Below are 26,845 nucleotides of genomic sequence, written 5' to 3' on the forward strand. Positions count from 1 at the left end.
TCTTAATGAACTCTCTTCACCCAGGACAAACATGTGAAATATCCGACGCTTATGTAGGAATGACTGATAAAGTACCTACTCGTGTGATTGTTCATCAGCTAACAAAAGAACAACAAAAAAAACGATTACAAGATCAAACTGTAAGAGAAAAAAAGAAAGGAATGAAGTATTCTCCTCGTAGTAAACGACTCAGTGGCATCAATGTATATATGACAAACACCCCTACAGACATTGTCCCGATGGGACAAGTACATGATTGGTATTCTTTACGTTGGCAAATCGAAATTTTATTTAAAACGTGGAAGTCATTCTTTCAAATTCATCAGTGTAAAAAGATAAAACCAGAAAGATGGGAGTGCCATTTGTATGGACAGTTGATTGCCATTCTACTCTGTTCTTCTATCATGTTTCAAATGCGGCAATTACTTATTATGAAAAAGAAACGAGAACTGAGTGAGTATAAGGCCATATATATGATTAAAGATTATTTTCTTCTTCTTTTCCAAGCTATACAGAAAGACACCCAAGAGCTATCAAAGGTTCTATTTCGCCTATTCAACCTCCTACAGCAAAACGGGCGAAAATCTCATCGATATGAGAAGAAAACAGTCTTTGATATATTAGGTGTTGTTTACAATTGTACCATGTCTGATAATCAAGCGGCTTAATTGAAAAAAGGAAACCCGTTAGGGTTTATTTCGTATGCAAATCTTTAAAGCACCTACATATAGGATTTCGAAAAAAAGAAATAATCTCGCTTATCGTTGACGTTACATGAGCTTAGCTTGATGGTGATGTGGCGGTACCCCACATCCATCAACTTAAGAAAAATAAATGCTCCCAAAACGAAAAAATGAGCTGACTTCTCAGAGTAACTATCTGTAGAGAAAGAAAATTTTCATTTAGGGGGTATATGAAAACATTAGGTTGATGGTGATGGGTATGGGGTAGAGTCAGGAAAATGCGCATTTACAACGATAAGCATTTTGATACAAGTCTTATGAGACATTATGAAGTCTAATTTAAAGGTGATTTGATTATGTACCAATAGGCTTTACTCTATTGAGATTGTGAAGTTTCCTACTTAAACTAACGGGGCAGGTTAGTTTGATAAGGTGATATTTGGATTAAGATAGATATAAGTAGAAAAATTAATAACAAGGGGTGATTTTTTGGAGGGAAATATTGGGGATGTAGATTTTTTTAAACAAGTAGTAAAAAGACTTTGCAACTAATAAAATAATAAGGTTTACTTCAGTAAAATAAGGTATAGTATATTTGTTGAATAGATTCTCTTTAAAGACAAGAAAAGTAGGTGAACAAAGTGGGAAAATATCAATTGGATTACAAAGGTCAGGCAGCTGTGGCAAAGTTTCATGAAAAACAGACGCCTGCCAAATTTGATAAAAAGCAGCAACTTGAAAAATTGCGTGCGGAGTATTTGAAAAAGAAGCAAAAACAAACAGATAAATAATATGTTACGTTTTTCCCGATTTTCTGTATATGGTGCAAACACAAGAAAATAGGTAAGTTATTCATCGTTCAAATATATACAGGCTATTTTTTCAAACCTCTTACTTATGCAACTAACGCATGCGTTAGTTCATTAAGAATAACTAAAGAAGTCGATTCCTTGAGATGGAAATCGGCTTTTTTAATAAGTGACATTTCCTTAGCGTCAGGAAAATGCGGATTTATAACGTTAAGGAGTTTACAATATTAAAAAGTCCAATTTCTCGGTATTAAGAAATTGGACTTTTTTCGTTACTTCGGAAAGGCGCCCTTTTATTGAATAAGAATTTTCTTTAAATCGCAGCGTGAATGCTGTGTTATATGACGTACCCGATTTCTTCGAGTTACTTTACACTGCTTTTCTGTTTCAATTTTCACTTCAGTAATGTATATTTCATTAAAGGCTTTTTATAAAACATCACTTACTTATTTGTTACCGAGTTGTTCCGCCAAACCGATTAGAAGTCCTTCGGTTCCACGAATGTAGCAGAGACGATACGAGTCCTCGTACTGAACAACTTCGCCAACGAGCTGAGCACCATACTTAGTAATAAGTCTGGATACCATTTCGTCAATGTCTTCAACGGTGAACATGACGCGTAGATAACCGAGGGCGTTTACAGGAGCAGTCCGGTGATCTGCTATAGTAGGTGGGGTGAGAAATCGCGAAAGTTCAATTCGGCTATGGCCATCTGGGGTAACCATCACAGCAATCTCTACGCACTGAGAACCGAGTCCCGTTACATGGCCAGCCCATTCACCTTCGACAGTGGCTCGCCCTTCGAGGTTCAAGCCAATCTCCTCGAAGAAAGAGATTGCGTCATCAAGGGATTCTACAACGATGCCGACATTGTCCATTCTTAGTAATTTGTTTTTTGCCATAGTTTTATCTCCTTATGTGTAAAAATTTATTATCTGGTCCTCTTCATAATTATTCTGTTACAAATTCCTTCCAAACAAAAAAAACTTTGTCGCAATTCATGATAACAAAGAAAAGTCACAGTATAGGAAAATGTGAAATTGGGTTTTCGGGTATGTCATATAGCATCTTGTTAACGAACAACACTTCGTAAACCCTCTACTATTGGAATATTCGCGAACCTTATTTCGTGAATGCCATCATGTTCAAATAGTTTCAAAAATTCGATACCGTAGTTGCTATACGATAAAACAACTTCGACTTCCCCACAAAATATTCCTGCCCTGTACTCCATTAAATGGTCCTTTAAGGAATAAGGAATGATTATTTGTTCCCTTCCGATTTCGTTCAATTGCTGAAATTGCCTTGAAGGATTTTGACTAGTCGAACTGACACGAATATAACCGATTTTCCGCAAAATATCACCTCGTTTTGAGACAAATCTTATGAGACACTCATAACTATGATTTTATATATGCTTCATCGGTTAAAGTACTACGAGGCTGTTTTTTATGTAGTTTGCTCACTTGTAGGTGTGATGTTAATTTATTATCCAGCTGTATTTGGAAGACCTATAATCCTCCAATGAGGTGATTAAGATACTGTCAGATAATATAAATATAGCAAATTAGTTCATAAAACAACTGGAAAAGGTTATAATGGTGCATTTAATGTATGGCATTTCCGTAAAGATACAGGGCATCATTATGTGTTGTGCAAGGGTATAAAGTTCAATATGGGGCGTGCTTCTAAAAGCTATTAAGATAGGTAGGTGTAAATGTGTTACGTGTTCAATTATCTCAATACTTACTAAAAGAGTCTCAATCTGCTCTTCATCCAGATGGAAAACGAGTGTATATGTTAAATGATGAAGGGTTATCACCTTATCCTATCTATTGAAATCAACCTATTATGATGGGTGTGGGAACGAATTGGAATCAGCATAAAGGATTTGAAGAAATCATTAAAGGATTTATAGGCGTAACTAACAAATTTCCTATGTATATGTTATTTGAAACTTATTTGTGTAGGGACTTTATTGAAGGGTTTTTAGAAGAGAATAAATTCCCGTTTGAGCTGGTTTTTACTAATAAGAAAAGGGATACGAACTTTTTTAACGTGTTAATTACTAATAGTGATGATATAACTACACTTATGAAGTATTTCTTCCAATCAGCACAAGATTCCCTCTATACGGTATTAAGTTATTCAGCGGGCTGTAAGATTATCAGCAATAATACTGGGGAGATTGGATTAAAGGCTGATAGTTTCTATCCAAGCTTTTCATTTATGTATGATGCGCAAGAATTATTTGTTATTGGTGGGGAAGAAAAGTGGTCAGATATCCATTATATAAAAAGATTTTTCCATCTTGAGCAGATTACAGATGAGCTAACTATTGATTTAAGAAAATGAATTTAATGATGATGGGTGTTTTACTTATATAAGTTTTGAATCTAAGGAATTAAAGTTAGTTGAGCAACTTTGTGTAGCGGAAGGATTATGTGTATGTCACACCACACTAAAGACCGAAAGTGATAAAGTGTTGTGTAAATAACTAATTTGGATGACTTGAATGTATAAACCTAAAAACTTTCCTTTATGGATAGTTTTTTTATTACAAAGAAAAGACACCCATATAAAGAGTGTCTTTTCCAATAGTTTTTTAGCAGAAGCAAGAAGCTCCAACAATGATCAATAAAATAAACAATACAACTAATAAAGCAAATCCTCCAGAAAAACCGCAGCTTCCGCCGCAACTACCACCAAATCCCATAATAGTTCCTCCTTTAATAAGAGGGGAAAACAAGGGTACACTCATGTATTTTAACGGATTCAACTTACTTTATGTTTTTTACGCAATAATGGAGCAGGTCCTTTTGAAAATAAAGAAAAGACATCCTAAGGTGCCTTCCTCCGACTGGATAACGACATTTCATGTATTGGATTGTGGGAACTGGTGGATAAATTGCAAATTTGTTACCAACTACTCACTCCAACATCCGCCTTCAACCACTTCGCCCAATCCAAATCTTCTACCTTAAGCAAACTGAGCGAAACACCCTTCATATCTAAAGAAGTGAGAAGGGTACCAACCTTTACGAATTTAACTTGTAAGCCTTCCAGCTCACATAAACGGCGAATGTCGTTTGCGAAAATGTATTGTTCCATTAATGGTGTCGCACCTAGTCCATTAATGAGGATGGCGAAGTTGTCGCCTTTTCTCCAGCGATAAATGCTTTTTAGTTTATTCATAAGTTCGATCGCTAATATTTCAGAAGAGGATAGTGCTTCTTTACGGTAACCTTTTTCCCCGTGGATACCAACGCCGTAAAACACTTCATCATCATTTAATGTGAATGAAGCTTTTCCTTGTACTGGATCATTTGCAGGTGAAAGGGCGACTCCTAATGTGTGTAAGTTTTGGATGACAGAACGGCCAAGTGCTGTTAGTTCTTCTAAAGAGTGACCTTCAAGAGCGGCTGCACCTAATATTTTTTGAACGAAAACAGTACCAGCGACGCCTCGTCTTCTTTTATTAAAAGAAGCATCATCTTCAATTGAAACGTCGTCATTTACGATGATGTGGTCAATTTGTCTTCCTTCTTCTTTGGCGATTTGTTCTGCAGCTAGGAAGTTTTCAACGTCATCTTTAAAGTTTTTAATGATGAATAAAATGCTTTTTTCCTTTGGCATGAGGCGAGTTGCCGCTGCAATTTGTTTGACTGTAGGCGGAGTGAAGATACTTCCGTTTACTGCCGCTGTAAGCATTCCTTTTCCTACATAACCTATATCAGCAGGTTCATGTCCGCTCCCACCGCCGCTTATAATAGCGACGTCTTGCTTCAGTTTTTCGATATCTTTTACATAAATGATGTTATGTGTTTCGTCATAGTTTACTTTGTCGTTATGTTCAAAATAAAAGCCATGCAGCATATCTTGAACAATATTTTCTACATCATTCATAATCTTTTTCATTGCTTTTGCCACCTTATGATTACTTTGCTGATTGCTCAAGTAAAAGTAGTAATTGATTGTTTATCATATTTTTCATGAGAGAAGACATAATGGATGGATCTACTTCACATTTACTTTCAATCCAATCTTTTATCGTTCCAACGAAGCCGTGACTATAAAAGGAGGCAATCGTATTTTTTGTTTCAATAGAAAGAGTTAATCTACAGCTCATAGATAGTTCATCAATAATCTTCATATATAAGTTTTTCGTATGCTCAAATAAATAGTGATTGAACGAGTTTTGTTCAATGACTTTAAAAGCATTTCGGTAAAATTTTTGATTTTCATAAAAGTAATCAAATAATAAATCGAAAATATTTTCCCATGTTTCATAGTCGAGAAAGTCTATAATGTTTTCTTTCGTTTCTTCTCTATAAATCCAGCTTAATAGTTCAAATTTATCTTTAAAATGATAATAAAAAGTTTGCCTACGCATTTGACAGTGTAACATAATATCGCTCACTGATATTTTATGAAATGACTCTGTTTCCATTAAATGTTTCAATGAATTCGCGATTATCTTTTTAGAAATTATAGAAGAGGTCATCTTAATCATCCCTAGAATGTTAGTAATATAAGGCTGTTTTCTCAAAGATTGTTGCTGTTAAAACTAAAAGGCAGATTTAATCTACAAAACGTGTAGAATACTTTGCTATAATCAACCCAGGATATATAATTATGGTTAATCGAAAGGAGGGATAATAATGAAACAAGTAGCTCTCCATCATTTGCACAAAGAGCATAATAAACGAATAGCAGAATGTCATAAAAACCACGAAATTGAAATTCAGCGTGGTGAAAATGGGAACGGTTTGTTAGCTAAATGGGAAAGATTTTTTTATAACAAGGTAATTTCCCCTCTAAAGAATGTGAAATAATACCTACCTATTAAATGAATTGTCATCCTTGTACAGTTCATTTTGTATCGCATTTTAAGTCAAATACGCATTAATCTTTTTTTCTTATTCAACTAAACTGCTCCGTTAGTTACATAACAATAAACCACTGAATCTACCTAAAAAGCATCTGATTAATGATGCTTTTTATCTTTTCTTAATGCTTCAACTGTGAAATAGTTAGATTTTTGACAAGCTGAAATAAGCATTTGCTCTACTCGATTTTCAAATGCTAAGTTTTTATGTAACTCAAGCCAACGATACCAGTAGAGGTAACTATCCAAATAATACGTATCTCCACATCATTGAACGCCTCCTGAAAATGCATTATATTCAACCATAATCAGTATTTTCAAGAGAGCAACAATCTATACGAAAATAGCCTAATATAAAAATCCTATCTATAAATGAGAGCGGTGTCTTTAGACAGATTGTCCTTTTTGTCCGTTTACTATAAAACGCTTTCATTTTAACATGAGTAGTAAGAAGAAGATTTCAAATATATCACAATATATTAAAGGAATTGAGGGAGAATCACAATGAAAAAGATTATAAACAAACCAGAAACATTAGTAATGGAAATGTGCAACGGAATGGTTATGGCTCATCCAGAGCTTGAGTTTTTGAAAAAATATAAAGTGATTAAGAAGAAAGAAATGAATGAAAATAAAGTAACGTTAATTAGCGGCGGCGGTAGTGGTCATGAGCCAGCACATGCGGGACTAGTCGGAAAAGGAATGTTAGATGCGGCAGTGTGCGGAGATGTGTTTGCTTCTCCTTCGCAAATTCAGGTATATCAAGCGATTAAAGAGACGGCAAGTAAAAAAGGTACGTTATTAATTATTAAAAATTACAGCGGCGATATTATGAATTTCAAAAACGGGGCGCATTTAGCGACTGAAGATGGAATTGAAGTAGACTACGTAAAAGTGGACGATGATATTGCGGTAGAAGATAGTCTGTACACAGTAGGACGCCGCGGCGTTGCGGGAGTTATTTTAGTTCATAAAATTGCCGGCGCAGCAGCGGAAGCAGGTATGGATTTAGGAACGGTGAAAGCTATCGCAGAAAAAGCAGCGGCTAACGTGCGCACAATCGGTTTAGCGTTAACTTCTTGTACAGTTCCAGCAAGCGGATCACCTACTTTTACACTTGCGGAAGATGAAATGGAATACGGCGTAGGTATTCACGGCGAACCAGGAATTAAACGTGAAAAAACGCTGTCAGCAGATGAATTAGCTAACCGTATGACAAATGATTTAGTAAAAGATTTAGGAGTAAAAGATGGCGAGGAAATCGCGCTTCTTGTAAATGGTTTTGGCGGCACACCACTGCAAGAACTTTACCTATTTAACAATGCAGTTACGAGAGAACTAGCTGCAAGAAACATTAAAATTAATAGAGTATTCGTCGGTAACTATATGACGAGTATCGATATGGCTGGTATGTCTTTAACAGTAATGAAATTAGATGACGAGTTAAAAACGTTATTATCGAAAGAGTGTAATACACCAGCGTTTAAAGTAGATGGACCAGTTGAGAGTGTAGAGTACGTGAATGTGCTTGAAGATGTAGAAGAGAAGGAAGTTTCCTTTGAAATAGAAACAGCGGAAGAGCACGCTGTTATGAAAGATAATGTCATTACATTAAACAATATGGTTTATCTCGTTGATAAAATGAGTGACATTATTATTAAAAATGAAGTACCGTTCTGTGAGTTAGATACACATGCAGGTGACGGCGACTTCGGAATGAGTGTTGCAAAAGGATTTAAGCAATTAAAACGTGAATGGCATTCTATTGTAGAACAAGAGAATGTAACGATCGGATCGTTCCTTGACGGTTGTTCTATGATTATTATGGAACATTGCGGCGGCGCTTCTGGTCCGATTTGGGGCGGTGCGTTCCGCGCAGCTAGTAAAGCAGCAGGCGAAAAACGTGAGTTAACAGTAGGAGAGTTCGCTGAAATGTTACAAGCAGCACTGCAAGGTATACAATCTATCGGTGAAAGATCATTCGGTAGAGGAGCGGTAGTTGGTGATAAAACGCTTGTTGATGCACTTGCTCCATGTGTAGACTCTTGGTTAGATAGCGCTTCAAACGAAGTAGACGTGAAAACTGCCTTTGAAAAAGGAGCAGAAGCAGCGGTTAAAGGAGCAGAGTATACGAAAGAAATCGTCGCTCGCATGGGCCGCGCCGGTACAGTTGGTGAAAGAAGTTTAGGCTATCCTGATGCAGGTGCGCATGCGCTTGGGGTTATCTTTACGGAGATTGCGGGTAGTTTGAAATAGAAATGAGAAGATCCCTTCTACCTTAAGGTAGAAGGGATCTTTTTATATTATTGATTGATATATAATTTTGCTAGATGCTTTCCCCAGAAAGATATGTATGTTTATAAATACTAAGATAATAGTTAAAAGAAGCAACGTGAGTTCCTATAAATATGGAATTCAGGTTGTTTAATTGTATTTTTGAAAACTGACTAATCGACAGGAAGCACTTCAAAAGGTGGTGTTTATTGTTTTGGGCTTCAAAATTATGGTTGGCCACCTTCTGAAGTGGTTTGAGTGGGATAAAGAGATTATTCCAGGTTCTGGTGCAAAGATAAAATAAAAGAGAATATAGCGCATATATTTCGAGCAGAATTGTATTTTATGCTGTTAGCCCAAACAATTGATGGATGAATTCTTTCTGATTTTGAACAGACTGATCCCGTAAATCAATCTGTTCTTTTTTAATCATATGCATAGCTTCTACTCCTGCAAGAATGGATGTAGCTGTGCCAAAAGACTTGAACCCTAACATAGAACGCACACGTTTCTTAATAAAACGATGATTTTGTTCCACTATATTATTGAGATATCTAACTTGTCTTAGCTTAATGCCTTCAGGCATATGATTTTCTTCTTTCAACGCTTGAATTGCTACAGGATAGGCAGGGTTCTTATCTACTGTTATCACGCGAGGTTTAGAAACGTACGAAAAAGCCAGGGCTTTCTTGAAAAAGCACTTGGCGGCTTGTTTATCTCTTGATTTACTTAGATGAAAATCAATTGTATTCCCTTTTGAATCAACGGCACGATATAAATACATCCATTGCCCTTTTACTTTAATATAGGTTTCATCGACTCTCCATGAATCATTGGTTGATTTTAGATGATGTCGTACTTTCTCTTCTAATTGAGGTCCATATTGATGAACCCAGCGCATAATCGTTGTGTGAGAAATGGATAATCCTCTTTCCTCCATCATTTCCACCAAGTTACGGAAACTCAAATTGTACCGTAGGTACCACCTTACTGTTAATAAGATTAGTTCAGGCTGATAATGTTTCCACTTGAATAGGTTTTGCTTTTCCATACTGATCAGGTCCTTTTTTAGAGTACTAGTATCAGTATGTCCAAGTTTCAGAGATTAGTTACATAAATCTTATAGTTTTTGCACCAGAACCCTATTTCTTCTGTGTTTAAATCAATGAATTTTAAAAAGGTTTCTGTGGGTATGCTATGAAAATATTAATTTAATTTTGGTTTAAGGTGAGCTTCGCAATTTCAATCCAGCCTTTTGATCTTTAGTGATACTCTTGAAAGAATTTTGTTACAGTTTTGAAAGAAAATTGAAAGATGTTTAAGATAAGATGGGTTTACTGATATTCGTTTTATGTTACAACAAGGGGGAACTACAATATGAAATTACGAAATCAATTATTATTGATGAATATATTAAGCACCAGTATTATGCTAATTGCTATTTGGTATAGCGAAATGAAAATGTTACTTAGACTAGAACAAACGCAATTATTTATAGGAATTGTAATCGTAGCAATGGCGTTTTCAACGATGATTTACTGGATATTAACACGCCCTATTACGGAATCGATTCAAAATTTAATTGCATTAACAAAATATAGTGATAGACAATTTGGAACGATGTATAGGATTGGGTATGGACCACAAGAGTTTAAAGAATTAGCGACTGCTTTTCAACAAATGGCTAAAAATTTAGAGGAAGGGTTTATTCAGTTAGAAGAAGGAGAGAAAGCGCGTACAGAGCTTATTGCGAATATTTCACATGATTTACGAACACCTATAGCTAGCATACAGTTGATGATAGAATCATTACAAGATGATGTAATTGAGAATCCCGAAATGAAGGCGCAGTGCTTAACGACAATCCATAAAGAAATACAAAGATTAAGTGGACTTATCAATGATTTATTTGATCTTTCTAAGTTGGAACTTGGACAAGAAGATTTTTATCCAAGTTTTACACATATGGATCGTATTCTATTAGAAGTGCTAGATTCGCATTCTATTTTATTAAAAGAAAAACAGATCCATTTACAATTACGCGTTTCTGATACATTTCCTAAACTCTGGATTATGCCTTGTAAGATAGCACGGGTTATCAGTAATTTGTTACATAATGCGATTCGATATTCTCCAGTATGTGGAGCAATCGAGTTAATTATAGAGGAAGATAAGCAGAAGCAGCATGTTCAATTCATTTTACGTGATGAAGGAAAAGGCATTGCTTATAGTGATCAACTGCGCATATTTGAACGCTTTTTTAGAACAGATCCATCAAGAAGTTCACAATCTGGAGGGTCCGGACTTGGATTAGCCATTGCACAATCGTTAATTGAAATGCACAAAGGTGAAATTGGTGTGCAAGATCGTTCAGATGGTAAACAAGGAAGTGAATTTTGGTTTACTCTTCCTGTTACCTCAGAAAAGAAATAAGGTTATGAAAGACTTTTGTAACATTTATGAAAGGGATTTGAAAGGTATTTAAATTAAACTGAACTTCCGAAAATGAAATTCGGATGAAGTATGTAGATAAAAAACAAATAAAAAGCGAGGAATGACATTATGAATGGAAAAGCAACAAAAAGGGTAAAAAAGATCCTCCCTGTAGGAATTGGAAAGAAGGTAATCCCTGCAACAGCAGCACTAGGTATTCTTTTTTCTATGGCTCCTGTAGCAGAAAATAAGGCTAGCGCAGGGGTAGGTGCGGTAGTGGATATAACTATTACTGTATTAGGTGCTGTAGCAAACACTTATGAAGCACTTGGAATAAACCCAGGGAATCCAGACCCAGGCACTCACATTGATGTATATGCAGAAAACGAAACTTACCAGGCTCCTAGTTTTAAATCTGGGGAATTTAATATTTCCATGTATCATACACAAGGTGATGGGAATTTTCTTAAACCAGTTAAAGTACGCTATCCAAATGGAAGAATTGAAATTCATCAACTAAGATCTGGGCAACAGCTTAAAATTACTGAAGCAGGTGCAATTATAGATTTAAACCCTAATGCAGCAAATGTCTCAGAACACGATCTTCTTTATATTACACAAGCACAATTAGACGAAGGAAAGACCGGAGTTGTGATAAATCAAGGCCAACATGCATTTGTAGAAAAAGCATCTGGTAAAAACCCAAGATTTCTTGGTCCACTTTACAAAAAATATTCCGGCGACTCCTTTGGCGATTGGACGGTGATTGCTAGAAATTCAGATTACCTATTTGATCAGATAGCAAATAAATTATCAGATGAGCAAAAACGATTGATAACATTGACTTCAAAGCCAGTAGATAAAGATGTCCTTAACAACTATGTTAATAATGATCCTAAAGCTCGTGCAGATTTTTATGATCGATTATCTGATATATTGGCGGAGCGTACTAACGTCCTAGAGACATCTATGGCACTGCCATTCATTACACTAAATGACGGTAAACCTTATCAAATTATCCCTTATAAAAAAGGAACGAATAAAGTAATCGTAAAAACAGGTTCAAAATATCTTTCAGGAAAAGAAGGAAACGGACTTCAATATTCCGATTTGCTTGGCGAGGATGAAGTGTTTGAACTTGTTCAGATAGGAAATTCTAACGATGGTAAATTTCAGTTCCGTTTGAATAACAAGAATGGAGTAAGTTTAGCTGGTAATCAGTATATTTCTGGATTCGCTACGGATTGGAGTTTCAAATCTGAAATTCGTTTCGATGATAAAAGCAACAATGAAATTAACAATTGGTTAATAGAGTGGTATCCGGGTAAAGAAAATGAGAGACAGAAGTATGATGAAGTACAGGCTATAGCTGATGAAAAAGATTCTACTAAATGGATTGCAAAAGATTCCTCTGGAAACGTGATAAAGAACAGTTGGATAAATCGAGGTGATGGGTATTCCTTTACAGATGCTGAAGGAGTCATTTTGACAGGCTGGCAAGAAATTAAGGGGAAGACTTATTATTTCTCAGCGCCTTATGGCTACATGGTTGCTGGAAATGGAAGTGATTCACAGATTGAGAATAAATACTACTACTTTAATGATGATGGTGTTTTACAACGATCAACCTGGGAGGGAGATTCCTATGCCGATGCTTCTGGAGCATTCGTTAAAGAAGGTCTAAAAGAAGTAGATGGTAAAATTTATTACTTCCAAAATTACAATGTAAATAAAAAGGAAGTACGTATAGAAGATCGAGGGGTTATCCTTCACTTTTCCGACAAAGGTGTGCTTGAGAGAGTTTCTGATCTAAATGGAAAAGTTATAGACAGCGTTGTTAATGTTGAGTTGGACAACAAAATATTATCATTTAAGCATGACGGTTCGCTTTATAAAACAGGGCTCAACAAAAGTGAACAACTACTGGAATATTATAGTTTAGAAGATGGAATTTTCTATACCGGTTGGAAAATGATAGACGGTAAAAGATACTATTTCACAAATGGTCGCAATTACACGTTCAATGCTTATGAAAACATTGACGGAAAAAAATATTATTTTCATGAAGATGGATCAGTTAATCGCGCAGGATTTGAAAAAATCGATGGTAAGCTATACCATTTTGACAATAACGGCGTAGCACAAACGGGCTGGCAAACGATCGATAATAAATATTATTACTTCGATGAAAATGGGGCAGCTAAAACAGGGTGGTTCCAAGTTGGTGGTGGATATAGACCTTTCCCTCTTGCATACGGATACCTTTGGTATTGTGCTAGAGAAGATGGTTCCCTTTATTCAGACGGTTGGTTTAAAATTGATGGTAAAGATTATCACTTTGACCAGTGGGGACATAAAATGTAATAACATAATGATAGTTTGAAAAGTTAGCCTATACGTATAAAAATGGGTCATGACATGGACTGAGTTTATTTTCCATGTTATGATCCGTTTTAGTTTTTTTAGGTATACTCCCTATTATTGCTTGCCAATTCGATTCTTTGAGACTGAATAAAACATAGATATTTTTACTCAATTGAAATCATGCTATGAAGCCTTGAGAATTCTTTGCTGTACAAAAATGACCACCATTAAAAAATAAGACATAATTAAATTTGTATGATATCGGAGGTGTAACAAAATGAAACAACTACATATAAGATTATCTCTCATACAATTATTTCTTCTAGTTTTGAATCTATTTATATTTTCTTCAGCCCTGCCATTTTTACCTTGGTTTGTTGAAAATGCTTTTGGTTAGATAGGTATCTTGGCGGTTCTGGTGCAAAAACTATTTTATGAAACTAGATACCGTGATAAAATTCTAGTTGCTGTGTATCTAATCATAAAAAGTAAGTTTCTTTGTTAAAGAGTTTTGTAATCTTTATATTTTGGAAATAGTTCATACTTTTTAGAGAGAATGAAATTAATAGGTTTTTATAGTAAAAGTATTTGCGTAATTTTCAGATGAATATAGGGGGTGACTGTGAATGCCCGAACCATTAAAGAAAAATAGTCGCTATATGGTTGGATTGGACAGTCTAAGGGGCCTAGCCATACTAGGTGTCATTTTGTATCATATCAATTTTAATTGGATGCCCGGTGGATTTTTAGGTGTCACTGTATTCTTTGTACTTTCCGGTTATTTAATTACAGATATTCTGGCTATAGAATGGAAGAATAATAAGAGAATTGACCTGAAGAAATTCTGGCTCAGTAGGGCAAGGAGATTACTTCCTGGAATGCTTATCATGCTCATCGTCACCTTAGCATGGATTACAATTTTTCATAGTTCTTTACTTGTAAAAATGCGAGGAGACTCACTAGCTGCTTTATTATATTTTAGTAATTGGTGGTATATTTATCATAAATTATCTTATTTTGATAGCTTTAGTCAGCTTTCCCCGCTAAATCACTTTTGGTCGTTAGCTGTTGAGGAACAATTTTATGTGGTCTGGCCATTCGTTATTAGTTTGGGGTTTTATTACATAAAAAAACAATCACGCATGATCTTATTTATTTGTCTAGGAGCGATTGCTTCCGCTTTAGCAATGGCAATCCTATATGAGCCAGGCTCTGACCCGAGTAGAATTTATTACGGTACTGATACACGGGCTTTTTCTTTACTAATTGGAGCGGCACTTGCCTTAATTTGGCCAAGCAGTAGGCTTGCGAATAAAATTATTCCGCAAGCACGTCTAATTCTTGATGTCATTGGGGGACTTGCTCTTATCATCATTCTCATTATGTTTTGGAGGACGAATCAATATGAGCCGTTTCTATACCGTGGGGGAATGGTTCTTTTATCACTGGCTACTGCCTTGTTAGTCGCTAACCTCGCTCATCCGGCTAGCAGAATCGCACAATTTTTGAGATTTAGACCACTGCGTTGGATGGGGGTACGATCATATGGGATATATCTTTGGCATTATCCGATTATTACATTGACGACTCCGAAGGTAAATGCTGGGGAGTTTTCGTCTACAAGAGCAATTCTTCAATTTCTTCTTATTATAATTGTTGCACAAATTTCGTGGAAGTTTATTGAAAATCCAATACGAAAAGGCGCATTGAAGAATATTCGGATTAAGAACTTGAAAATAAGAAACTTAACTTTAAGTGGTAAGTTAGCTTTAATATGTGCAGTATGCATTTCTTCGATAGCTACTTTTGGATTAACAACAGCTAGTAAAGAAAAGGAGAATCCTCAAAAAGAAAAGGTGGAAGCAGTGCAAGAAGAACAGGCTAAACATCCAGTTGCAGTTTGGGAAAAACCAGCCGATGAACCACCTCAAAATAAAGAAGAACAAAAAGAAGAGAATCCCGCACAGCCTAAAGATCCTCTAACAGTTACAGCTGTAGGAGACTCAATCATGATTGATATTGCTCCGTATTTAAAAAATGCTTTTCCTAATATTGGGATTGATGCGAAAATAGGAAGGCAAATGTCACAGGCAATCTCTGCTGTGGAACAGCTAAAGAATGAGGGGAACTTAGGAAGTCATGTCATTATTGGATTAGGTACAAATGGAGCCTTTACCAAGGAGCAATTAGCATCATTAATTGAAGTAATCGGGAATGAACGTAAAATTATATTAATCAATACGAGGGTACCACGTCCGTGGGAATCGCTGGTGAATGAGAAGTTAAAAGAAGCAGCATCATCTTACAAAAATGTGGTGTTAGTTGATTGGTATTCAGCAAGTGCTGGAAATAAGGCGTACTTTGAACCAGATGGCGTACATTTAACGAAAACAGGTGCAGAAGCATATGCTGCTCTTGTAGCAAAAGAAGTGAATCAATAGGGGTACGGAAACGACTCTGGCGCAAAGATTTACAAACATAAACGTGGCTCAAGGGCATATGGCTTGAATTTAAATTAGTAATGCATTTATAGGAAAAGGTGAAGGAACATATTGGTCCTTCACCTTTTTTATTTTTTATAAAAAGATTTCAAAACTTTTAGTTTTTGGGGTTCTGGTGCAAAGATTGTATTTATTTGAAAGAGGTATATAAATGCCTAATGGAATCTATTCTTATGCAGCCATTCCGAATAGTTGATGAATAAACTTCACTTCATTTTGGACAGACTTGTCCCGTAAAATAAGTTGGCCTTTTTTAATGATATGCATCGCTTTTATTCCTGAAAGAATAGATTTAGCTGTACGAAAAGATTTCAATCCTAGCATTGAACGAACTCTCTTTTTAATAAAACGATGATCTTGCTCTACAATGTTATTAAGGTATTTTACCTGCCTTATTTGGATGCCTACAGGCATCTTTTTCTCTGTCTTCAACTCTTCAATCGCTATAGGATAGGCCGGGTTTTTGTCCACTGTAATCACACGGGGCTTTGAAACATGAAAAGACTGCAAAGCTTTCTTGAAAAAACGCTTTGCAGCCCTATGATCTCTTGTTTTGCTTAAATGAAAATCAATTGTATTTCCTTTCGAATCAACAGCACGATATAGGTACATCCATTGACCTTTGACTTTCACATACGTCTCATCGACTCGCCAAGAATCATTGGTTGACTTAAGATGACGTCGTACTCGCTTATCTAATTCGGGACCATATTGATGAACCCATCGCATGATAGTTGTATGAGCAAGGGATAGCCCGCGTTCTTCCATCATTTCGACTAAATCACGAAAACTGAGGTTATACCGTAGGTACCATCTCACGGTTAATAAAATAATATCCGGTTGATAATGTTTCCACTTGAATAGATTTTTCTTTTCCATACCAATCACATCCTTTTTTAGAGTACTAGTATCAGTATGTCCAAGTTTAGGAGGTTACTTACAAGCGTTTTGGAGTGTTTGCACCAGAACCAAATTAAGTGTGATAGAGTGATAGATTGAAAGAAAAAACTTTTTCAATAATTTTCTGATAATTCAAAAGGTAATTAGAATATAAATAGAAATTCAACTAGGATTCCTTAGGTGGTGATCATTTATTTATTGTCAAAAAATAAGTGAATCGAGCAAGTATGACTATTGCACTTAAAATAAATAACAGCCTTTTTGTAAAGTGAATCTACATAAACTGATTCAGAATCTTATAAGAATCCATATGGAAAGTATTCATTCAAATAACAAACAGCCCAAGTTCCAATGAGGAACTTGGGCTGTTTGTATGTTTTATTTTCTTAGTATTGTAAATAAGCATTTTACTCCATCGCCATCAAGATAAAAGAAAGAGTGATCCCACTTTATGGTTATGTAAAAAACTTGAAAAAAGCATAAACCAGCAGAACCTTTGTATTTTGCTATCGTACGTATTTCACCCTGCACAAAAAAATATTTCTCAACATCTCATCCGTTGAAAAATATTGAATATTCTTATTATAACGAATATTATGTTGTTATCGACAAAAAAATGATAATTCGCAGACACTGGGGAGGAAATACATTGAAAAAGAATAAGAAGTTAAAACCTTTATCAGTTTTAGCAACAGCGGCAGTACTAAGTAGTAGTTTTGCTTTTGGAAGTCATGCAGCTTATGCTGAGACACCACCAACACCATCTCTACCAATAGATGAGCATTTAATACCGGATGAGCGTTTGGCAGAAGCGCTAAAACAAAGGGGAGTAATTGATCAATCTGCATCACAAGCTGAGACGTCAAAGGCTGTTGAGAAATATGTTGAGAACAAGAAAGGGGAAAACCCTGGGAAAGAAATTATTAAAGAAGATAGTCTTACGCAAGAGGCTTCTGATTTTATGAAAAAAGTAAAAGATGCAAAAATGAAGGAAAATGAACAGGCGCAGCAGCCTACAGTAGGGCCAGCAGCTGGACAAGGTGCTGGATTGAATTCTAGTAAATTAAATGGAAAAGTACCTACTGCACCAGCGAAGCAAGAAGAGTACAACGGTGCTGTTCGAAAAGATAAAGTACTTGTTTTACTTGTAGAATTTAGCGATTTTAAGCATAACAATATTGATCAAGAGCCAGGATACATGTATTCTAAGGACTTTAATCGTGAACATTATCAAAAAATGTTATTTGGTGATGAACCATTTACGTTATTTGATGGATCGAAGATTAATACATTTAAACAATTTTATGAAGAACAATCTGGCGGGAGCTACACAGTTGATGGAACTGTAACGGAATGGCTTACTGTTCCAGGGAAAGCTTCAGATTACGGTTCGGATGCGGGTACTGGCCATGATAATAAAGGTCCTTTAGGGCCACGTGATTTTGTGAAAGAAGCATTAAAGGCAGCGGTAGCAAAAGGAATTAATTTAGCAGACTATGATCAATTCGATCAATATGATCAAAATGGTGATGGAAATAAAAACGAGCCAGATGGCATTATTGATCATTTAATGGTTGTACATGCTGGCGTGGGTCAAGAAGCTGGCGGCGGTAAATTGAAAGATGATGCGATTTGGTCTCATCGTTCAAAACTTGGATCAAAACCATATGCGATTGATGGCACAAAATCTTCTGTTTCAAATTGGGGCGGAAAGATGGCTGCATACGATTATACAATCGAGCCTGAGGACGGAGCAGTTGGTGTGTTTGCGCATGAGTATGGTCATGATTTAGGCTTACCAGATGAGTACGATACAAAGTATTCAGGACAAGGTGAACCTGTTGAGTCATGGTCTATTATGAGCGGCGGCAGCTGGGCTGGAAAAATTGCAGGAACAGAGCCAACAAGTTTCTCACCACAAAATAAAGAGTTTTTCCAAAAGAATATGAAGGGCAACTGGGCGAATATCGTTGAGGTAGATTATGATAAACTTCGCACAGGAGTCGGTGTTGCAACATATTTAGATCAAAGTGTTACAAAATCAAAACGACCAGGAATCGTTCGTGTTAACTTGCCAGACAAAGATATCAAAAATATCGAATCGGCATTTGGTAAGAAGTTTTATTACAGTACAAAAGGAAATGACATTCATACAACACTTGAGACACCAGTATTTGATTTAACAAATGCAAAAGATGCTAAGTTCGATTATAAGGCATTCTACGAACTTGAAGCGAAGTATGATTTCCTTGATGTATATGCGATTGCAGAAGATGGAACGAAGACACGTATTGATAGAATGGGCGAAAAAGATGTAAAAGGCGGCGCGGATACAACTGATGGTAAGTGGGTTGATAAAACTTACGATTTAAGCCAATTCAAAGGGAAAAAAGTAAAACTGCAATTTGAGTATTTAACAGATATTGCAGTAGCTTATAAAGGATTTGCGTTAGATAATGCAGCATTAACTGTAGATGGCAAAGTTGTTTTCTCGGATGATGCAGAAGGCCAGCCAGCAATGACGTTAAAAGGATTTACTGTATCTAACGGATTGGAACAGAAAAAAAATAACTACTATGTAGAGTGGAGAAATTACGCTGGTTCTGACACTGCGTTACAACATGCGCGTGGCCCAGTGTTTAATACAGGAATGGTTGTATGGTATGCGGATCAAAGCTTTACAGATAACTGGGTAGGCGTTCATCCAGGTGAAGGATTCTTAGGGGTAGTAGATTCTCATCCAGAGGCAATCGTAGGAACATTAAACGGACAACCGACTGTGAAGAGCAGTACGCGTTATCAAATTGCCGATGCGGCATTCTCATTTGATCAAGCGCCAGCATGGAAAGTGAATTCGCCAACTCGCGGTATCTTTGACTATAAAGGATTACCAGGAGTTGCAAAGTTTGATGATTCTAAGCAGTACATCAACAGCGCTATTCCAGATGCAGGACGTAAGTTACCGAAACTAGGATTGAAGTTTGAAGTAGTAGGCCAAGCTGAAGACAAGTCTGCAGGTGCAGTTTGGATTCATCGATAGAATAAGGTGAAATTAAGAGGGAGCTGCCTCATAAGTTGGTGAAACCGACTTATGGACAGCTCTATTTTTATTGTGGAAACGAGGCAGTTTAGTTTAGGAACCAGTTTGTTGGAAAGAAAGATATAAAATTCATTTTCAATAAAAACGAAAAAGTTATGTTGCAAAAAGGGTTGTGCCTATTAATTATATGAAGAGAGGCATGTAGTGTGTTACTAGACAAAAATACTTGATACACCAATGTTACCTTCACTCACCCTCCTCATTATTATAAGCTAATAGTGGTTCGTACATCATTATAGCGTGATTCTCCGTTACATATTGGTCTTCTATAAACTGTTTCTGTTGATTATATACTCTACGTTGAATAACATTATGTCGTATATAACCACCCCAGTATGCAGATTGGATTGAGTGTTCTTTTTCATATACTTCATATTGATAAAGCTGCGGATGGGCAATTCTCCATTCACCGACTAAATGCTTATCTGTAATATAAAGGTGAAGTTGATACGATTGGTCCGTTTCATTTTTGATTTGTAAATCCAAATAATTATAAGAACAAGTCGCTCCACTTCCAAATGGTTGGGTCCGCTTGGAATCAGGAAAGACATCAAAACTATGACGATATCGCTCTGTTACTGTCAATGGTGTATGTAAGGTCATCCAATATATTAAATTTGAAAGCTGACAAAGCCCTCCTCCAATGCCTGCTTGAAAAGATCCATAGTGTAGTATCATGCCCTCTACATAGCCTTTTCTCTTCGTGGGCTTACCTATTAAACGCCAGTAAGAGAATGTTTCTCCCGGTCTAATGACGATACCATTTAGTTGTTTAATAGCAATCTTCAAATTAACAACTTTATTCTGTTGATACCACATATCTACATCTTTGAGCTTACGAAGTAGTATCGTTCGGTGCTGAATCGCTGTATAGGGTAACTTTTCTTGTTGAAACGTTTTTGCATATGTTTTTCCGTCTGCTAACCACTGAATGTACCTCTTTGTAGAGTAATACCATGTCCCTAGTAGAATGCGATACTTAGACCGCTGTTTAGGACGTAAGTTCACTAAATTCATTTTATTTCCTCTCTCCATCGTTTTCATATGTTACCATTTCCGTAATTACGATCCCAATCAATTGCCGTATTAATGCCTTTGAATTTACCCAAGTTTTCCCGCACAGAACTGTAATATTAATTGTCGCATTCTCTCGTTTTTTAACTACATTCTTATATGTATATCCATCAATAAATTGTGCTTTTCTTAGCTGCATAGTAATTAACATAAATAGATAAAAGACGCAAAAAAAACAGTATAATTAATCTAATGGGGACCTTGTTTTTTCCATTTTTCGAATTGCTTATAGTCGTGTGAAACTTTGCTTCAATACGATAAATTCAAATAAATACATTATAAATATAAAGGATAACCTTAAAAAAAGAATAATGAAAATTAAAGAAATTCTAAAGTATTAATATATTTTTACTAAATATTGATTGATAATAAGTTGTTTTTTGAGACTTTACTAGGTTCTGTTGCAAAGTTTCTTAGCAAATAAAAAGTTAAGTTAATTACAATGAATCATGTTAAAAGGTATGTTCTCAGGATTATATTGCGATTTTAATGGAGATAGCATTGTTTTTTAGGCTACATTTTAGCGAAATAAAAGCTCAAAAAGCGATATGTATATTAACAATGTTACATTCGTGTTTTTCTTTTCATTTATATATTCGCAAGTAAAATAGCATAATATCAGTATGAATCCCTATAGTAATATGAATTTTTGCATATTTTGAAATTCAGTATATCCTCCGAAAACTTTTGATTGTATAATGTGTTTTGTCATATTCTTTTAGATTTTTCGACAAAAAATAACAAAAAATAGAAGACGTATTGGGAGAAGGCATTATGTACACAAAACTATTAAAATCAATTACATCATTATCACTAATAGGTGGTGCTTTATTATATACAAATGGCAGTGATGTGAAAGCTGCTGAAGCGGGCGTTTTTTCTGATGTGCCTACATCGCATTGGTCGTATCCTGCGATTAAAGATTTAGCGAGCAAAAATATTATTTCAGGTTATGGAAATGGGATATTTGGCTTTGGGGATGTTGCGACGAGGGAGCAAGTTGCAGCTTTAATTTATCGAGTGCTAGTGCCGAATAAGCAAGGCGGCTCGTTTAGTAATGATGGAACTCGTTACGTATTAGAAGATGGCTCTACGTTTAAAAATCCTTACGGTGATATTAATCGTGATTCTACAATGTTTCCAGAAGAGGTATTAACTTTAACGAATTTAGGGGTTTTTAAAGGTGACGAAAATGGCCGATTTAGACCTAAAGCTTCTGTGAGTCGTGCGGAAATGGCACAAATTCTTACAAATGCTTTTCATCTTGCTGCTAAACAAAAACATACATTTAATGATGTTCCAAGTCCATTTTGGGCAGAAAATGCGATTAGTGCGGTGCAATCAAACGGAATCGCAGATGGTACAGGCAACGGGGAATTTGAACCATATGGCACAGTAACACGTGAACAGTATGCACAGTTTTTATATAAAACTTTGAAATATAAAAATACTGATGTAAAGGATACAGGAGATGCGGCATTATTAACAGCGTTTAAAGACGAAGTGCAAAAGCGTATTAATACGTACGAAACGAACATTACACTTCCATATAAAACGAAAAATAGTAATACAAAAGAAGTGATGAATACACTTTTCACCGCATATAAAGAAGTCGCAAGTAAAAATGAGTATACAAATTATAATAGATCGAATGTTTCATATGGACTTTCTGGATCACCTGGAGATTATACCTTTACGCTACATATTACATATCGCGAAACGAAAGAACAAACGGAATATGTAATGAAACAAGCAAAGGCAATCGTTTCCTCTATTATTCAAGTCGGTATGGATGATCATGAAAAAGTGAAGGCGGTTCATGATTACGTAGTAAAACATGTTTCTTACGATACGTCTTATAAAGCGTATACAGCATATGAGGCACTCGTGAATCGTTCTGCCGTTTGCCAAGGTTACACACTATTAACCTATCAATTATTAAAAGAAGCTGGAATTGAGAATCATTTTGTAGTAGGAACTGGAGACGGTCAGCCTCATGCTTGGAATTTAGTTAAAATCGATAACAAGTGGTACCATCTTGATACAACATTCGATGATCCTGTGCCAGATGAACAAGGGCGCGTAACGTATTCATATTTCAACTTATCAGATGAGCAAATTGCAAGAAATCACGAGTGGAACCGCGGAGACTATCCGCAGGCTACAACAAATTATTATGATACACTTACAAATAAAATTGCAGTGGGTAGCTCGAAATCAGCTGCATACGAACAAATATTAAAAGATACAAAACTAAATTATTTAGGAAATGAATACATTGTAAATAGCTATAACGAATTAAAAAGTAAAATGCAGCAGCGTTATAGTGCAAAGCCAGAAAAGATTGAAGTTCTTTATAAGCAATCAATGGACGGTGCACTGCAAGATGTGAAGAAGGCAATTGGAGAAATTCGTTTCCCGCAAGGAGCGAACCGTGTTTCTTATAAAGCGGAGCCGTATAATGCGAAAGAAGGATATTCTTTAGTGACGATTACGTTTACGTATTAAAAACAGCCTAGATCCATATAAGGGGTCTAGGTTGTTTTTTTATACCTTAATTTGACATATACAGTTAGACTGTATAAAATGAAACTATACAGTTAAACTATATAGTTGGACTATATAGTTATCGTTACATTGGAGGTCTTTATGAATAGGGATAAAAATTTACCATTAACGGAAACAACGTATTACGTTCTTTTAGCTTTATTAGAGCCAGCTCATGGATATTTAATTATGCAAAAGGTGGAGGAACTTAGTGATCATCAAGTGAAAATCGCAGCGGGTACATTGTATGGTGCGGTTGAAAATTTATTAAAGCAACAATTAATAGAATCGGTAAAAAGTGAAGATAAACGAAGAAAAGTGTATATCATTACTGAACGCGGGAAAGAAGTATTACACTTAGACTTTATGAGGATGCAGCACATTGTTGGAGTTACAAAAAGCTTATTAAATGTATAGTTAGGGGGAAGCGATGATGTGGAGATTGAAATTCTTTTTAGACTTTGAGAAAGAGGAGAAATGGTTAGAAGAGATGGCTTGGAAAGGCTATCAACTAAAAAGTAATACATTCGGTTATAGATTTAAAATCGCTGAACCGGAAGATGCGAAAATTAAAATAGACCATAGAGTATTTAATAGACGGAGTGACTTTATTAATTATTGTACGTTATTTGAAGATAGTGGCTGGAAGCATATAGCCGGTAAATGGTGGGCAGGCACGCAATATTTTAAAAAGATAGATGAGGAAAGTGAAGATGACATTTTTTCAGATCAAATGTCACGAGCAGGGAAGTATAAACGTTTATCTAAGACATTTTTAGAATTAGCAATATGTTATTTGCCGATATTAATCCTATTTATGTCTAATAGTACAATTAATTTAGGAGCACTTGTAAATCCGAAAGAACTATACTTTACGCCAGGGCTATGGGATAAGCAAGGCACAGCATTTTTAGGATCATTCTTATTTGAAACACCATTTGCATTAATGAGGGGCATTTCATGGTTGTTTATCCCAGCTGCGATTGGTATGTTTTTCTTTTTCTCATATAAAGCAAATCGATTGTATGAAGAGAGAAAATGATAGGAGAAATCCCCTTAAAGCTGATGCTTTGAGGGGATTTTTTTGAATTTGTAAATGGTGTACTTGGTTAGCTTGATGGGCATGTGGTACTACCCTAAATAACAATAAAATCCTTCGAAAATTAATATAGTTTTTTAAAAATAGAGATGATATGATGGATAATCATACCATTTTTTCACTTCATGTATGATTTTACAGTAGGATACCCCTATATTAAGATAATGTAAATGACGGAGGGATATTAGTAACAGGGGGAGAATAATGAAAAAGTTATTACAAGAAATTATAAATTGGATCAGTATGACCGATGAACAGATTGTTATTGGCATTTCAGGGCACGGTGCTGCCGGAAAAACAACGTTCGCCAATAAGCTCATAAACCAATTAAATCAAAATAAAGTGAATTATATTAATACAGATCCATACATTGTTAGTTCAAATGTACGAAAGTATACAAATATCCACTATACATATCAGAATGAAAATCATTATGATAAAATGACAGCTTGTCATCCATCAGCCCATCATTTGTCTGCGTTAGAAAGAGATGTTCAAATGGTAAGAGCTGGTTTAGATTTTTATACAATGGATACACATTATATAAAAAGTGAGTTAATTTCTTCGAAAAATAAGGTGACGATTGTAGAAGGAATGAGTGTCGCATTTATTAATCCAAATTTATTTGATTTGAAAATTTACTTCTATACAGATGGAGAAACAGAATTAATGAGAAGGTCTAGCCGTGATATTATTGAAAGAGGAGCCGATATTAATTACTTAAGGAAGTCTCATGAAGAACGTCGGATTCAGTATGAAGTGTTTATGCATCCGTATAGTCAACGCTTTAATATTATTATCAAAAATTCCAATGAAACAATATGTTTAGAAAAAAATACATTTGAGTTTTATAAAGTTTAAATGCAAATACTTTATTTACTAAAATAGCAAGTTAGTGAATAAATTGTTCATATTTTTTCAAGAGGAGGTTAAGCAATGAGAGCACCGTATCAAGTATTGATATTTCCTTATATAAAAACTGACGATTCCATTCAATATGCTATTTTTAATCGAAGTGATTATGGTTATTGGCAAGGAATAGCTGGTGGTGGAGAAGATGGTGAGACTCCTATTGAATCAGCAAAACGGGAAGCGTTTGAAGAGGCTGGTATTACAAGAGAAAGTCCATATATAAAACTAGATTCTGTGTCTTCACTACCAGTAGAGGATGTAGTTGGTGAATTTCTTTGGGGGAAAGATGTTTATGTAATAAAAGAATTTTCTTTTGGAGTTAAAGTTCCTACAAAAAATATTAAATTATCTAAAGAACACTTCAATTATAAATGGCTGTGCTTTGAGGAAGCCGTAACGCTTTTAAAATGGGATAGTAACAAAACGGCTTTGTGGGAATTAAATAAAAGGCTGTTAAAATAATTAAAGTGTTAGTTAACAAAGCTGATAGTGGAGCGAGAATTAAACAACTTAAAAAAGCTTTGCTACATTACCTATGTAGTAAGGCTTTTTTCTTAGCGTACGAAATCGCGTTTTGTTGGCGGTACCCCGCTAAGAGCATGCAAGATTTTATACAGTTTTTCGGCTAATCCAATAACAAACGAGAACCCTAAAACCGCGCTAGGATAGGGATGTATAAAAAATGCATAGATCCATAGAACAAAAAAGGAGATTTACTTGTGAGATTAGGGTTCCTCCTTATTCTTGCTACCGATAATAGGACGTTATGTTAACCGAGCATGAATCTTTATTCATCACCATTTTTACTTTTTTCTCAAACTGATTCATCTATACTAGACTTAAACATAGTAAACATTTTTGATAATACTTTAAGAGGTGAGTTATTTGAAAGAAAAAGATCATTATAAAGATTTACTAAAAGGATTATGTAAAATTAACAATATTTCTCCTCGAAAACCTAGATTCGAAAATTTTAATGATATGGAAGAGCTAGTACTTATTCATATTAAAAATCACTTAAAAGAGGGAGTAGATATAGAGTGCTTTAGAATTTTAGATCTAATTTATCAAACAGTCATACCTTTAGGTATCACATATAAACAACAATTATTGTTGTATCCAAATGGAAATAGATTAGATAGAGTCACAATATGTTTTAAAAAAGAGGATTATATATTATTAAATAAAAAGTTAGAAACAGGAGATATCTAATAAATATCCTATTCCTTCTGTACATACTATTGTGCGGCAAATTCCTAAC

At 35.4% G+C, this 26,845-nt stretch carries 22 protein-coding genes and 4 pseudogenes; 16 read left to right on the top strand and 10 right to left on the bottom strand.

Features of this window, described 5'->3' with window-relative positions; all coding sequences use genetic code 11:
• Together V7038_RS15745 and V7038_RS15750 are read left to right on the top strand one after the other, a co-directional pair.
• On the top strand, positions 1 to 668 hold a 668-nt coding region (locus tag V7038_RS15745; protein WP_335470845.1), incomplete at its 5' end, for an IS4 family transposase.
• A 656-nt stretch (positions 669 to 1,324) separates the two neighbouring features.
• Positions 1,325 to 1,474, top strand: a complete 150-nt coding sequence (locus tag V7038_RS15750; RefSeq protein WP_002069316.1) for a hypothetical protein — start codon at positions 1,325 to 1,327, stop codon at positions 1,472 to 1,474.
• A gap of 464 nt (positions 1,475 to 1,938) precedes the next feature.
• On the opposite strand, the gene V7038_RS15755 is transcribed toward V7038_RS15750, so the two are convergent.
• Together V7038_RS15755 and V7038_RS15760 are read right to left on the bottom strand one after the other, a co-directional pair.
• Positions 1,939 to 2,394 (bottom strand): VOC family protein, encoded by a 456-nt coding sequence (locus V7038_RS15755; RefSeq protein WP_002159053.1) that lies wholly within the window; start codon positions 2,392 to 2,394, stop codon positions 1,939 to 1,941.
• 362 nt (positions 2,395 to 2,756) lie between these two features.
• Positions 2,757 to 2,849, bottom strand: a pseudogene (locus V7038_RS15760) (resolvase); the annotation flags it as partial.
• 78 nt (positions 2,850 to 2,927) lie between these two features.
• Between V7038_RS15760 and V7038_RS15765 the strand changes: the two are divergent.
• Positions 2,928 to 3,020 (top strand): annotated as a pseudogene (locus tag V7038_RS15765) (VanZ family protein); the annotation flags it as partial.
• A 191-nt stretch (positions 3,021 to 3,211) separates the two neighbouring features.
• Positions 3,212 to 3,847, top strand: a pseudogene (locus V7038_RS15770) (hypothetical protein).
• A 250-nt stretch (positions 3,848 to 4,097) separates the two neighbouring features.
• On the opposite strand, the gene V7038_RS15775 reads toward V7038_RS15770, so the two are convergent.
• From V7038_RS15775 to dhaS, 3 genes are all read right to left on the bottom strand, one after another.
• A complete protein-coding gene (locus V7038_RS15775; RefSeq protein WP_000505686.1) occupies positions 4,098 to 4,208 on the bottom strand; it encodes a YjcZ family sporulation protein in 111 nt (36 codons plus the stop codon).
• A gap of 203 nt (positions 4,209 to 4,411) precedes the next feature.
• Entirely contained in the window at positions 4,412 to 5,410 is a 999-nt protein-coding gene (gene dhaQ / locus V7038_RS15780; protein ID WP_070128038.1) for a DhaKLM operon coactivator DhaQ, read from the bottom strand.
• A gap of 19 nt (positions 5,411 to 5,429) precedes the next feature.
• A complete protein-coding gene (gene dhaS / locus V7038_RS15785; RefSeq protein WP_002202924.1) occupies positions 5,430 to 5,996 on the bottom strand; it encodes a dihydroxyacetone kinase transcriptional activator DhaS in 567 nt (188 codons plus the stop codon).
• A gap of 157 nt (positions 5,997 to 6,153) precedes the next feature.
• On the opposite strand from dhaS, the gene V7038_RS15790 reads away from it, so the two are divergent.
• Positions 6,154 to 6,327 carry a hypothetical protein gene (locus V7038_RS15790; protein WP_002202923.1) on the top strand — a complete coding sequence of 58 codons (174 nt, stop codon included), beginning with the start codon at positions 6,154 to 6,156 and terminating at the stop codon, positions 6,325 to 6,327.
• 152 nt (positions 6,328 to 6,479) lie between these two features.
• On the opposite strand, the pseudogene V7038_RS15795 reads toward V7038_RS15790, so the two are convergent.
• Positions 6,480 to 6,638, bottom strand: a pseudogene (locus V7038_RS15795) (IS1595 family transposase); the annotation flags it as partial.
• A 246-nt stretch (positions 6,639 to 6,884) separates the two neighbouring features.
• Between V7038_RS15795 and dhaK the strand changes: the two are divergent.
• Positions 6,885 to 8,636: a dihydroxyacetone kinase subunit DhaK gene (gene dhaK / locus V7038_RS15800; protein ID WP_335470849.1), complete on the top strand. Its 1,752-nt coding sequence runs from the start codon at positions 6,885 to 6,887 to the stop codon at positions 8,634 to 8,636.
• A gap of 361 nt (positions 8,637 to 8,997) precedes the next feature.
• Here the strand turns inward: dhaK and V7038_RS15805 are convergent, their stop codons facing one another.
• Entirely contained in the window at positions 8,998 to 9,705 is a 708-nt protein-coding gene (locus V7038_RS15805; protein ID WP_002166227.1) for an IS6-like element ISBwe3 family transposase, read from the bottom strand.
• A gap of 326 nt (positions 9,706 to 10,031) precedes the next feature.
• Between V7038_RS15805 and V7038_RS15810 the strand changes: the two genes are divergently transcribed.
• The 3 genes from V7038_RS15810 to V7038_RS15820 all read left to right on the top strand — a co-directional run bounded on the left by V7038_RS15810 (position 10,032) and on the right by V7038_RS15820 (position 15,892).
• Positions 10,032 to 11,087: a sensor histidine kinase gene (locus V7038_RS15810; RefSeq protein ID WP_335470852.1), complete on the top strand. Its 1,056-nt coding sequence runs from the start codon at positions 10,032 to 10,034 to the stop codon at positions 11,085 to 11,087.
• Between the two features lie 129 nt (positions 11,088 to 11,216).
• Complete coding sequence (locus tag V7038_RS15815) at positions 11,217 to 13,451, top strand: N-acetylmuramoyl-L-alanine amidase family protein (protein WP_070128042.1); 2,235 nt, start codon at positions 11,217 to 11,219, stop codon at positions 13,449 to 13,451.
• Between the two features lie 626 nt (positions 13,452 to 14,077).
• Positions 14,078 to 15,892 carry an acyltransferase family protein gene (locus tag V7038_RS15820; RefSeq protein ID WP_335470856.1) on the top strand — a complete coding sequence of 605 codons (1,815 nt, stop codon included), beginning with the start codon at positions 14,078 to 14,080 and terminating at the stop codon, positions 15,890 to 15,892.
• A 231-nt stretch (positions 15,893 to 16,123) separates the two neighbouring features.
• On the opposite strand, the gene V7038_RS15825 is transcribed toward V7038_RS15820, so the two are convergent.
• Entirely contained in the window at positions 16,124 to 16,831 is a 708-nt protein-coding gene (locus tag V7038_RS15825; RefSeq protein ID WP_335470858.1) for an IS6 family transposase, read from the bottom strand.
• A gap of 670 nt (positions 16,832 to 17,501) precedes the next feature.
• On the opposite strand from V7038_RS15825, the gene V7038_RS15830 reads away from it, so the two are divergent.
• Entirely contained in the window at positions 17,502 to 19,892 is a 2,391-nt protein-coding gene (locus tag V7038_RS15830; protein ID WP_216095319.1) for an immune inhibitor A domain-containing protein, read from the top strand.
• Positions 19,893 to 20,138: 246 nt separating this feature from the next.
• On the opposite strand, the gene V7038_RS15835 is transcribed toward V7038_RS15830, so the two are convergent.
• Positions 20,139 to 20,969 carry a VanW family protein gene (locus V7038_RS15835; RefSeq protein ID WP_070138879.1) on the bottom strand — a complete coding sequence of 277 codons (831 nt, stop codon included), beginning with the start codon at positions 20,967 to 20,969 and terminating at the stop codon, positions 20,139 to 20,141.
• A 1-nt stretch (position 20,970) separates the two neighbouring features.
• Positions 20,971 to 21,165 carry a hypothetical protein gene (locus tag V7038_RS15840; protein WP_236735883.1) on the bottom strand — a complete coding sequence of 65 codons (195 nt, stop codon included), beginning with the start codon at positions 21,163 to 21,165 and terminating at the stop codon, positions 20,971 to 20,973.
• A 635-nt stretch (positions 21,166 to 21,800) separates the two neighbouring features.
• On the opposite strand from V7038_RS15840, the gene V7038_RS15845 reads away from it, so the two are divergent.
• The 6 genes from V7038_RS15845 (at position 21,801) to V7038_RS15870 (ending at position 26,796) form a co-directional block, all read left to right on the top strand.
• Entirely contained in the window at positions 21,801 to 23,534 is a 1,734-nt protein-coding gene (locus V7038_RS15845; RefSeq protein ID WP_335470862.1) for an S-layer homology domain-containing protein, read from the top strand.
• A gap of 141 nt (positions 23,535 to 23,675) precedes the next feature.
• A complete protein-coding gene (locus tag V7038_RS15850; protein WP_070138882.1) occupies positions 23,676 to 23,990 on the top strand; it encodes a PadR family transcriptional regulator in 315 nt (104 codons plus the stop codon).
• A 16-nt stretch (positions 23,991 to 24,006) separates the two neighbouring features.
• Complete coding sequence (locus V7038_RS15855) at positions 24,007 to 24,615, top strand: DUF2812 domain-containing protein (protein WP_199662044.1); 609 nt, start codon at positions 24,007 to 24,009, stop codon at positions 24,613 to 24,615.
• A 261-nt stretch (positions 24,616 to 24,876) separates the two neighbouring features.
• Positions 24,877 to 25,533: a uridine kinase family protein gene (locus V7038_RS15860; RefSeq protein WP_199662045.1), complete on the top strand. Its 657-nt coding sequence runs from the start codon at positions 24,877 to 24,879 to the stop codon at positions 25,531 to 25,533.
• A gap of 75 nt (positions 25,534 to 25,608) precedes the next feature.
• Positions 25,609 to 26,046 carry an NUDIX hydrolase gene (locus V7038_RS15865; protein WP_002202908.1) on the top strand — a complete coding sequence of 146 codons (438 nt, stop codon included), beginning with the start codon at positions 25,609 to 25,611 and terminating at the stop codon, positions 26,044 to 26,046.
• Between the two features lie 423 nt (positions 26,047 to 26,469).
• Complete coding sequence (locus V7038_RS15870) at positions 26,470 to 26,796, top strand: hypothetical protein (RefSeq protein WP_098159447.1); 327 nt, start codon at positions 26,470 to 26,472, stop codon at positions 26,794 to 26,796.
• Positions 26,797 to 26,845: the final 49 nt, after the last annotated feature.

The sequence above is a fragment of the Bacillus sp. JJ783 genome, from assembly GCF_036963225.1.
GTDB lineage: Bacteria > Bacillota > Bacilli > Bacillales > Bacillaceae_G > Bacillus_A > Bacillus_A cereus_U.

Excerpts from the sequence above, each read along its gene's own strand:
- V7038_RS15755 (WP_002159053.1), bottom strand. The coding sequence starts at position 2,394 with ATGGCAAAAAACAAATTACTAAGAATGGACAATGTCGGCATCGTTGTA.
- V7038_RS15775 (WP_000505686.1), bottom strand. The coding sequence starts at position 4,208 with ATGGGATTTGGTGGTAGTTGCGGCGGAAGCTGCGGTTTTTCTGGAGGA.
- dhaQ (WP_070128038.1), bottom strand. The coding sequence starts at position 5,410 with ATGAAAAAGATTATGAATGATGTAGAAAATATTGTTCAAGATATGCTG.
- dhaS (WP_002202924.1), bottom strand. The coding sequence starts at position 5,996 with ATGACCTCTTCTATAATTTCTAAAAAGATAATCGCGAATTCATTGAAA.
- V7038_RS15790 (WP_002202923.1), top strand. The coding sequence starts at position 6,154 with ATGAAACAAGTAGCTCTCCATCATTTGCACAAAGAGCATAATAAACGA.
- dhaK (WP_335470849.1), top strand. The coding sequence starts at position 6,885 with ATGAAAAAGATTATAAACAAACCAGAAACATTAGTAATGGAAATGTGC.
- V7038_RS15805 (WP_002166227.1), bottom strand. The coding sequence starts at position 9,705 with ATGGAAAAGCAAAACCTATTCAAGTGGAAACATTATCAGCCTGAACTA.
- V7038_RS15810 (WP_335470852.1), top strand. The coding sequence starts at position 10,032 with ATGAAATTACGAAATCAATTATTATTGATGAATATATTAAGCACCAGT.
- V7038_RS15815 (WP_070128042.1), top strand. The coding sequence starts at position 11,217 with ATGAATGGAAAAGCAACAAAAAGGGTAAAAAAGATCCTCCCTGTAGGA.
- V7038_RS15820 (WP_335470856.1), top strand. The coding sequence starts at position 14,078 with ATGCCCGAACCATTAAAGAAAAATAGTCGCTATATGGTTGGATTGGAC.
- V7038_RS15825 (WP_335470858.1), bottom strand. The coding sequence starts at position 16,831 with ATGGAAAAGAAAAATCTATTCAAGTGGAAACATTATCAACCGGATATT.
- V7038_RS15835 (WP_070138879.1), bottom strand. The coding sequence starts at position 20,969 with ATGAATTTAGTGAACTTACGTCCTAAACAGCGGTCTAAGTATCGCATT.
- V7038_RS15840 (WP_236735883.1), bottom strand. The coding sequence starts at position 21,165 with ATGCAGCTAAGAAAAGCACAATTTATTGATGGATATACATATAAGAAT.
- V7038_RS15845 (WP_335470862.1), top strand. The coding sequence starts at position 21,801 with ATGTACACAAAACTATTAAAATCAATTACATCATTATCACTAATAGGT.
- V7038_RS15850 (WP_070138882.1), top strand. The coding sequence starts at position 23,676 with ATGAATAGGGATAAAAATTTACCATTAACGGAAACAACGTATTACGTT.
- V7038_RS15855 (WP_199662044.1), top strand. The coding sequence starts at position 24,007 with ATGTGGAGATTGAAATTCTTTTTAGACTTTGAGAAAGAGGAGAAATGG.
- V7038_RS15860 (WP_199662045.1), top strand. The coding sequence starts at position 24,877 with ATGAAAAAGTTATTACAAGAAATTATAAATTGGATCAGTATGACCGAT.
- V7038_RS15865 (WP_002202908.1), top strand. The coding sequence starts at position 25,609 with ATGAGAGCACCGTATCAAGTATTGATATTTCCTTATATAAAAACTGAC.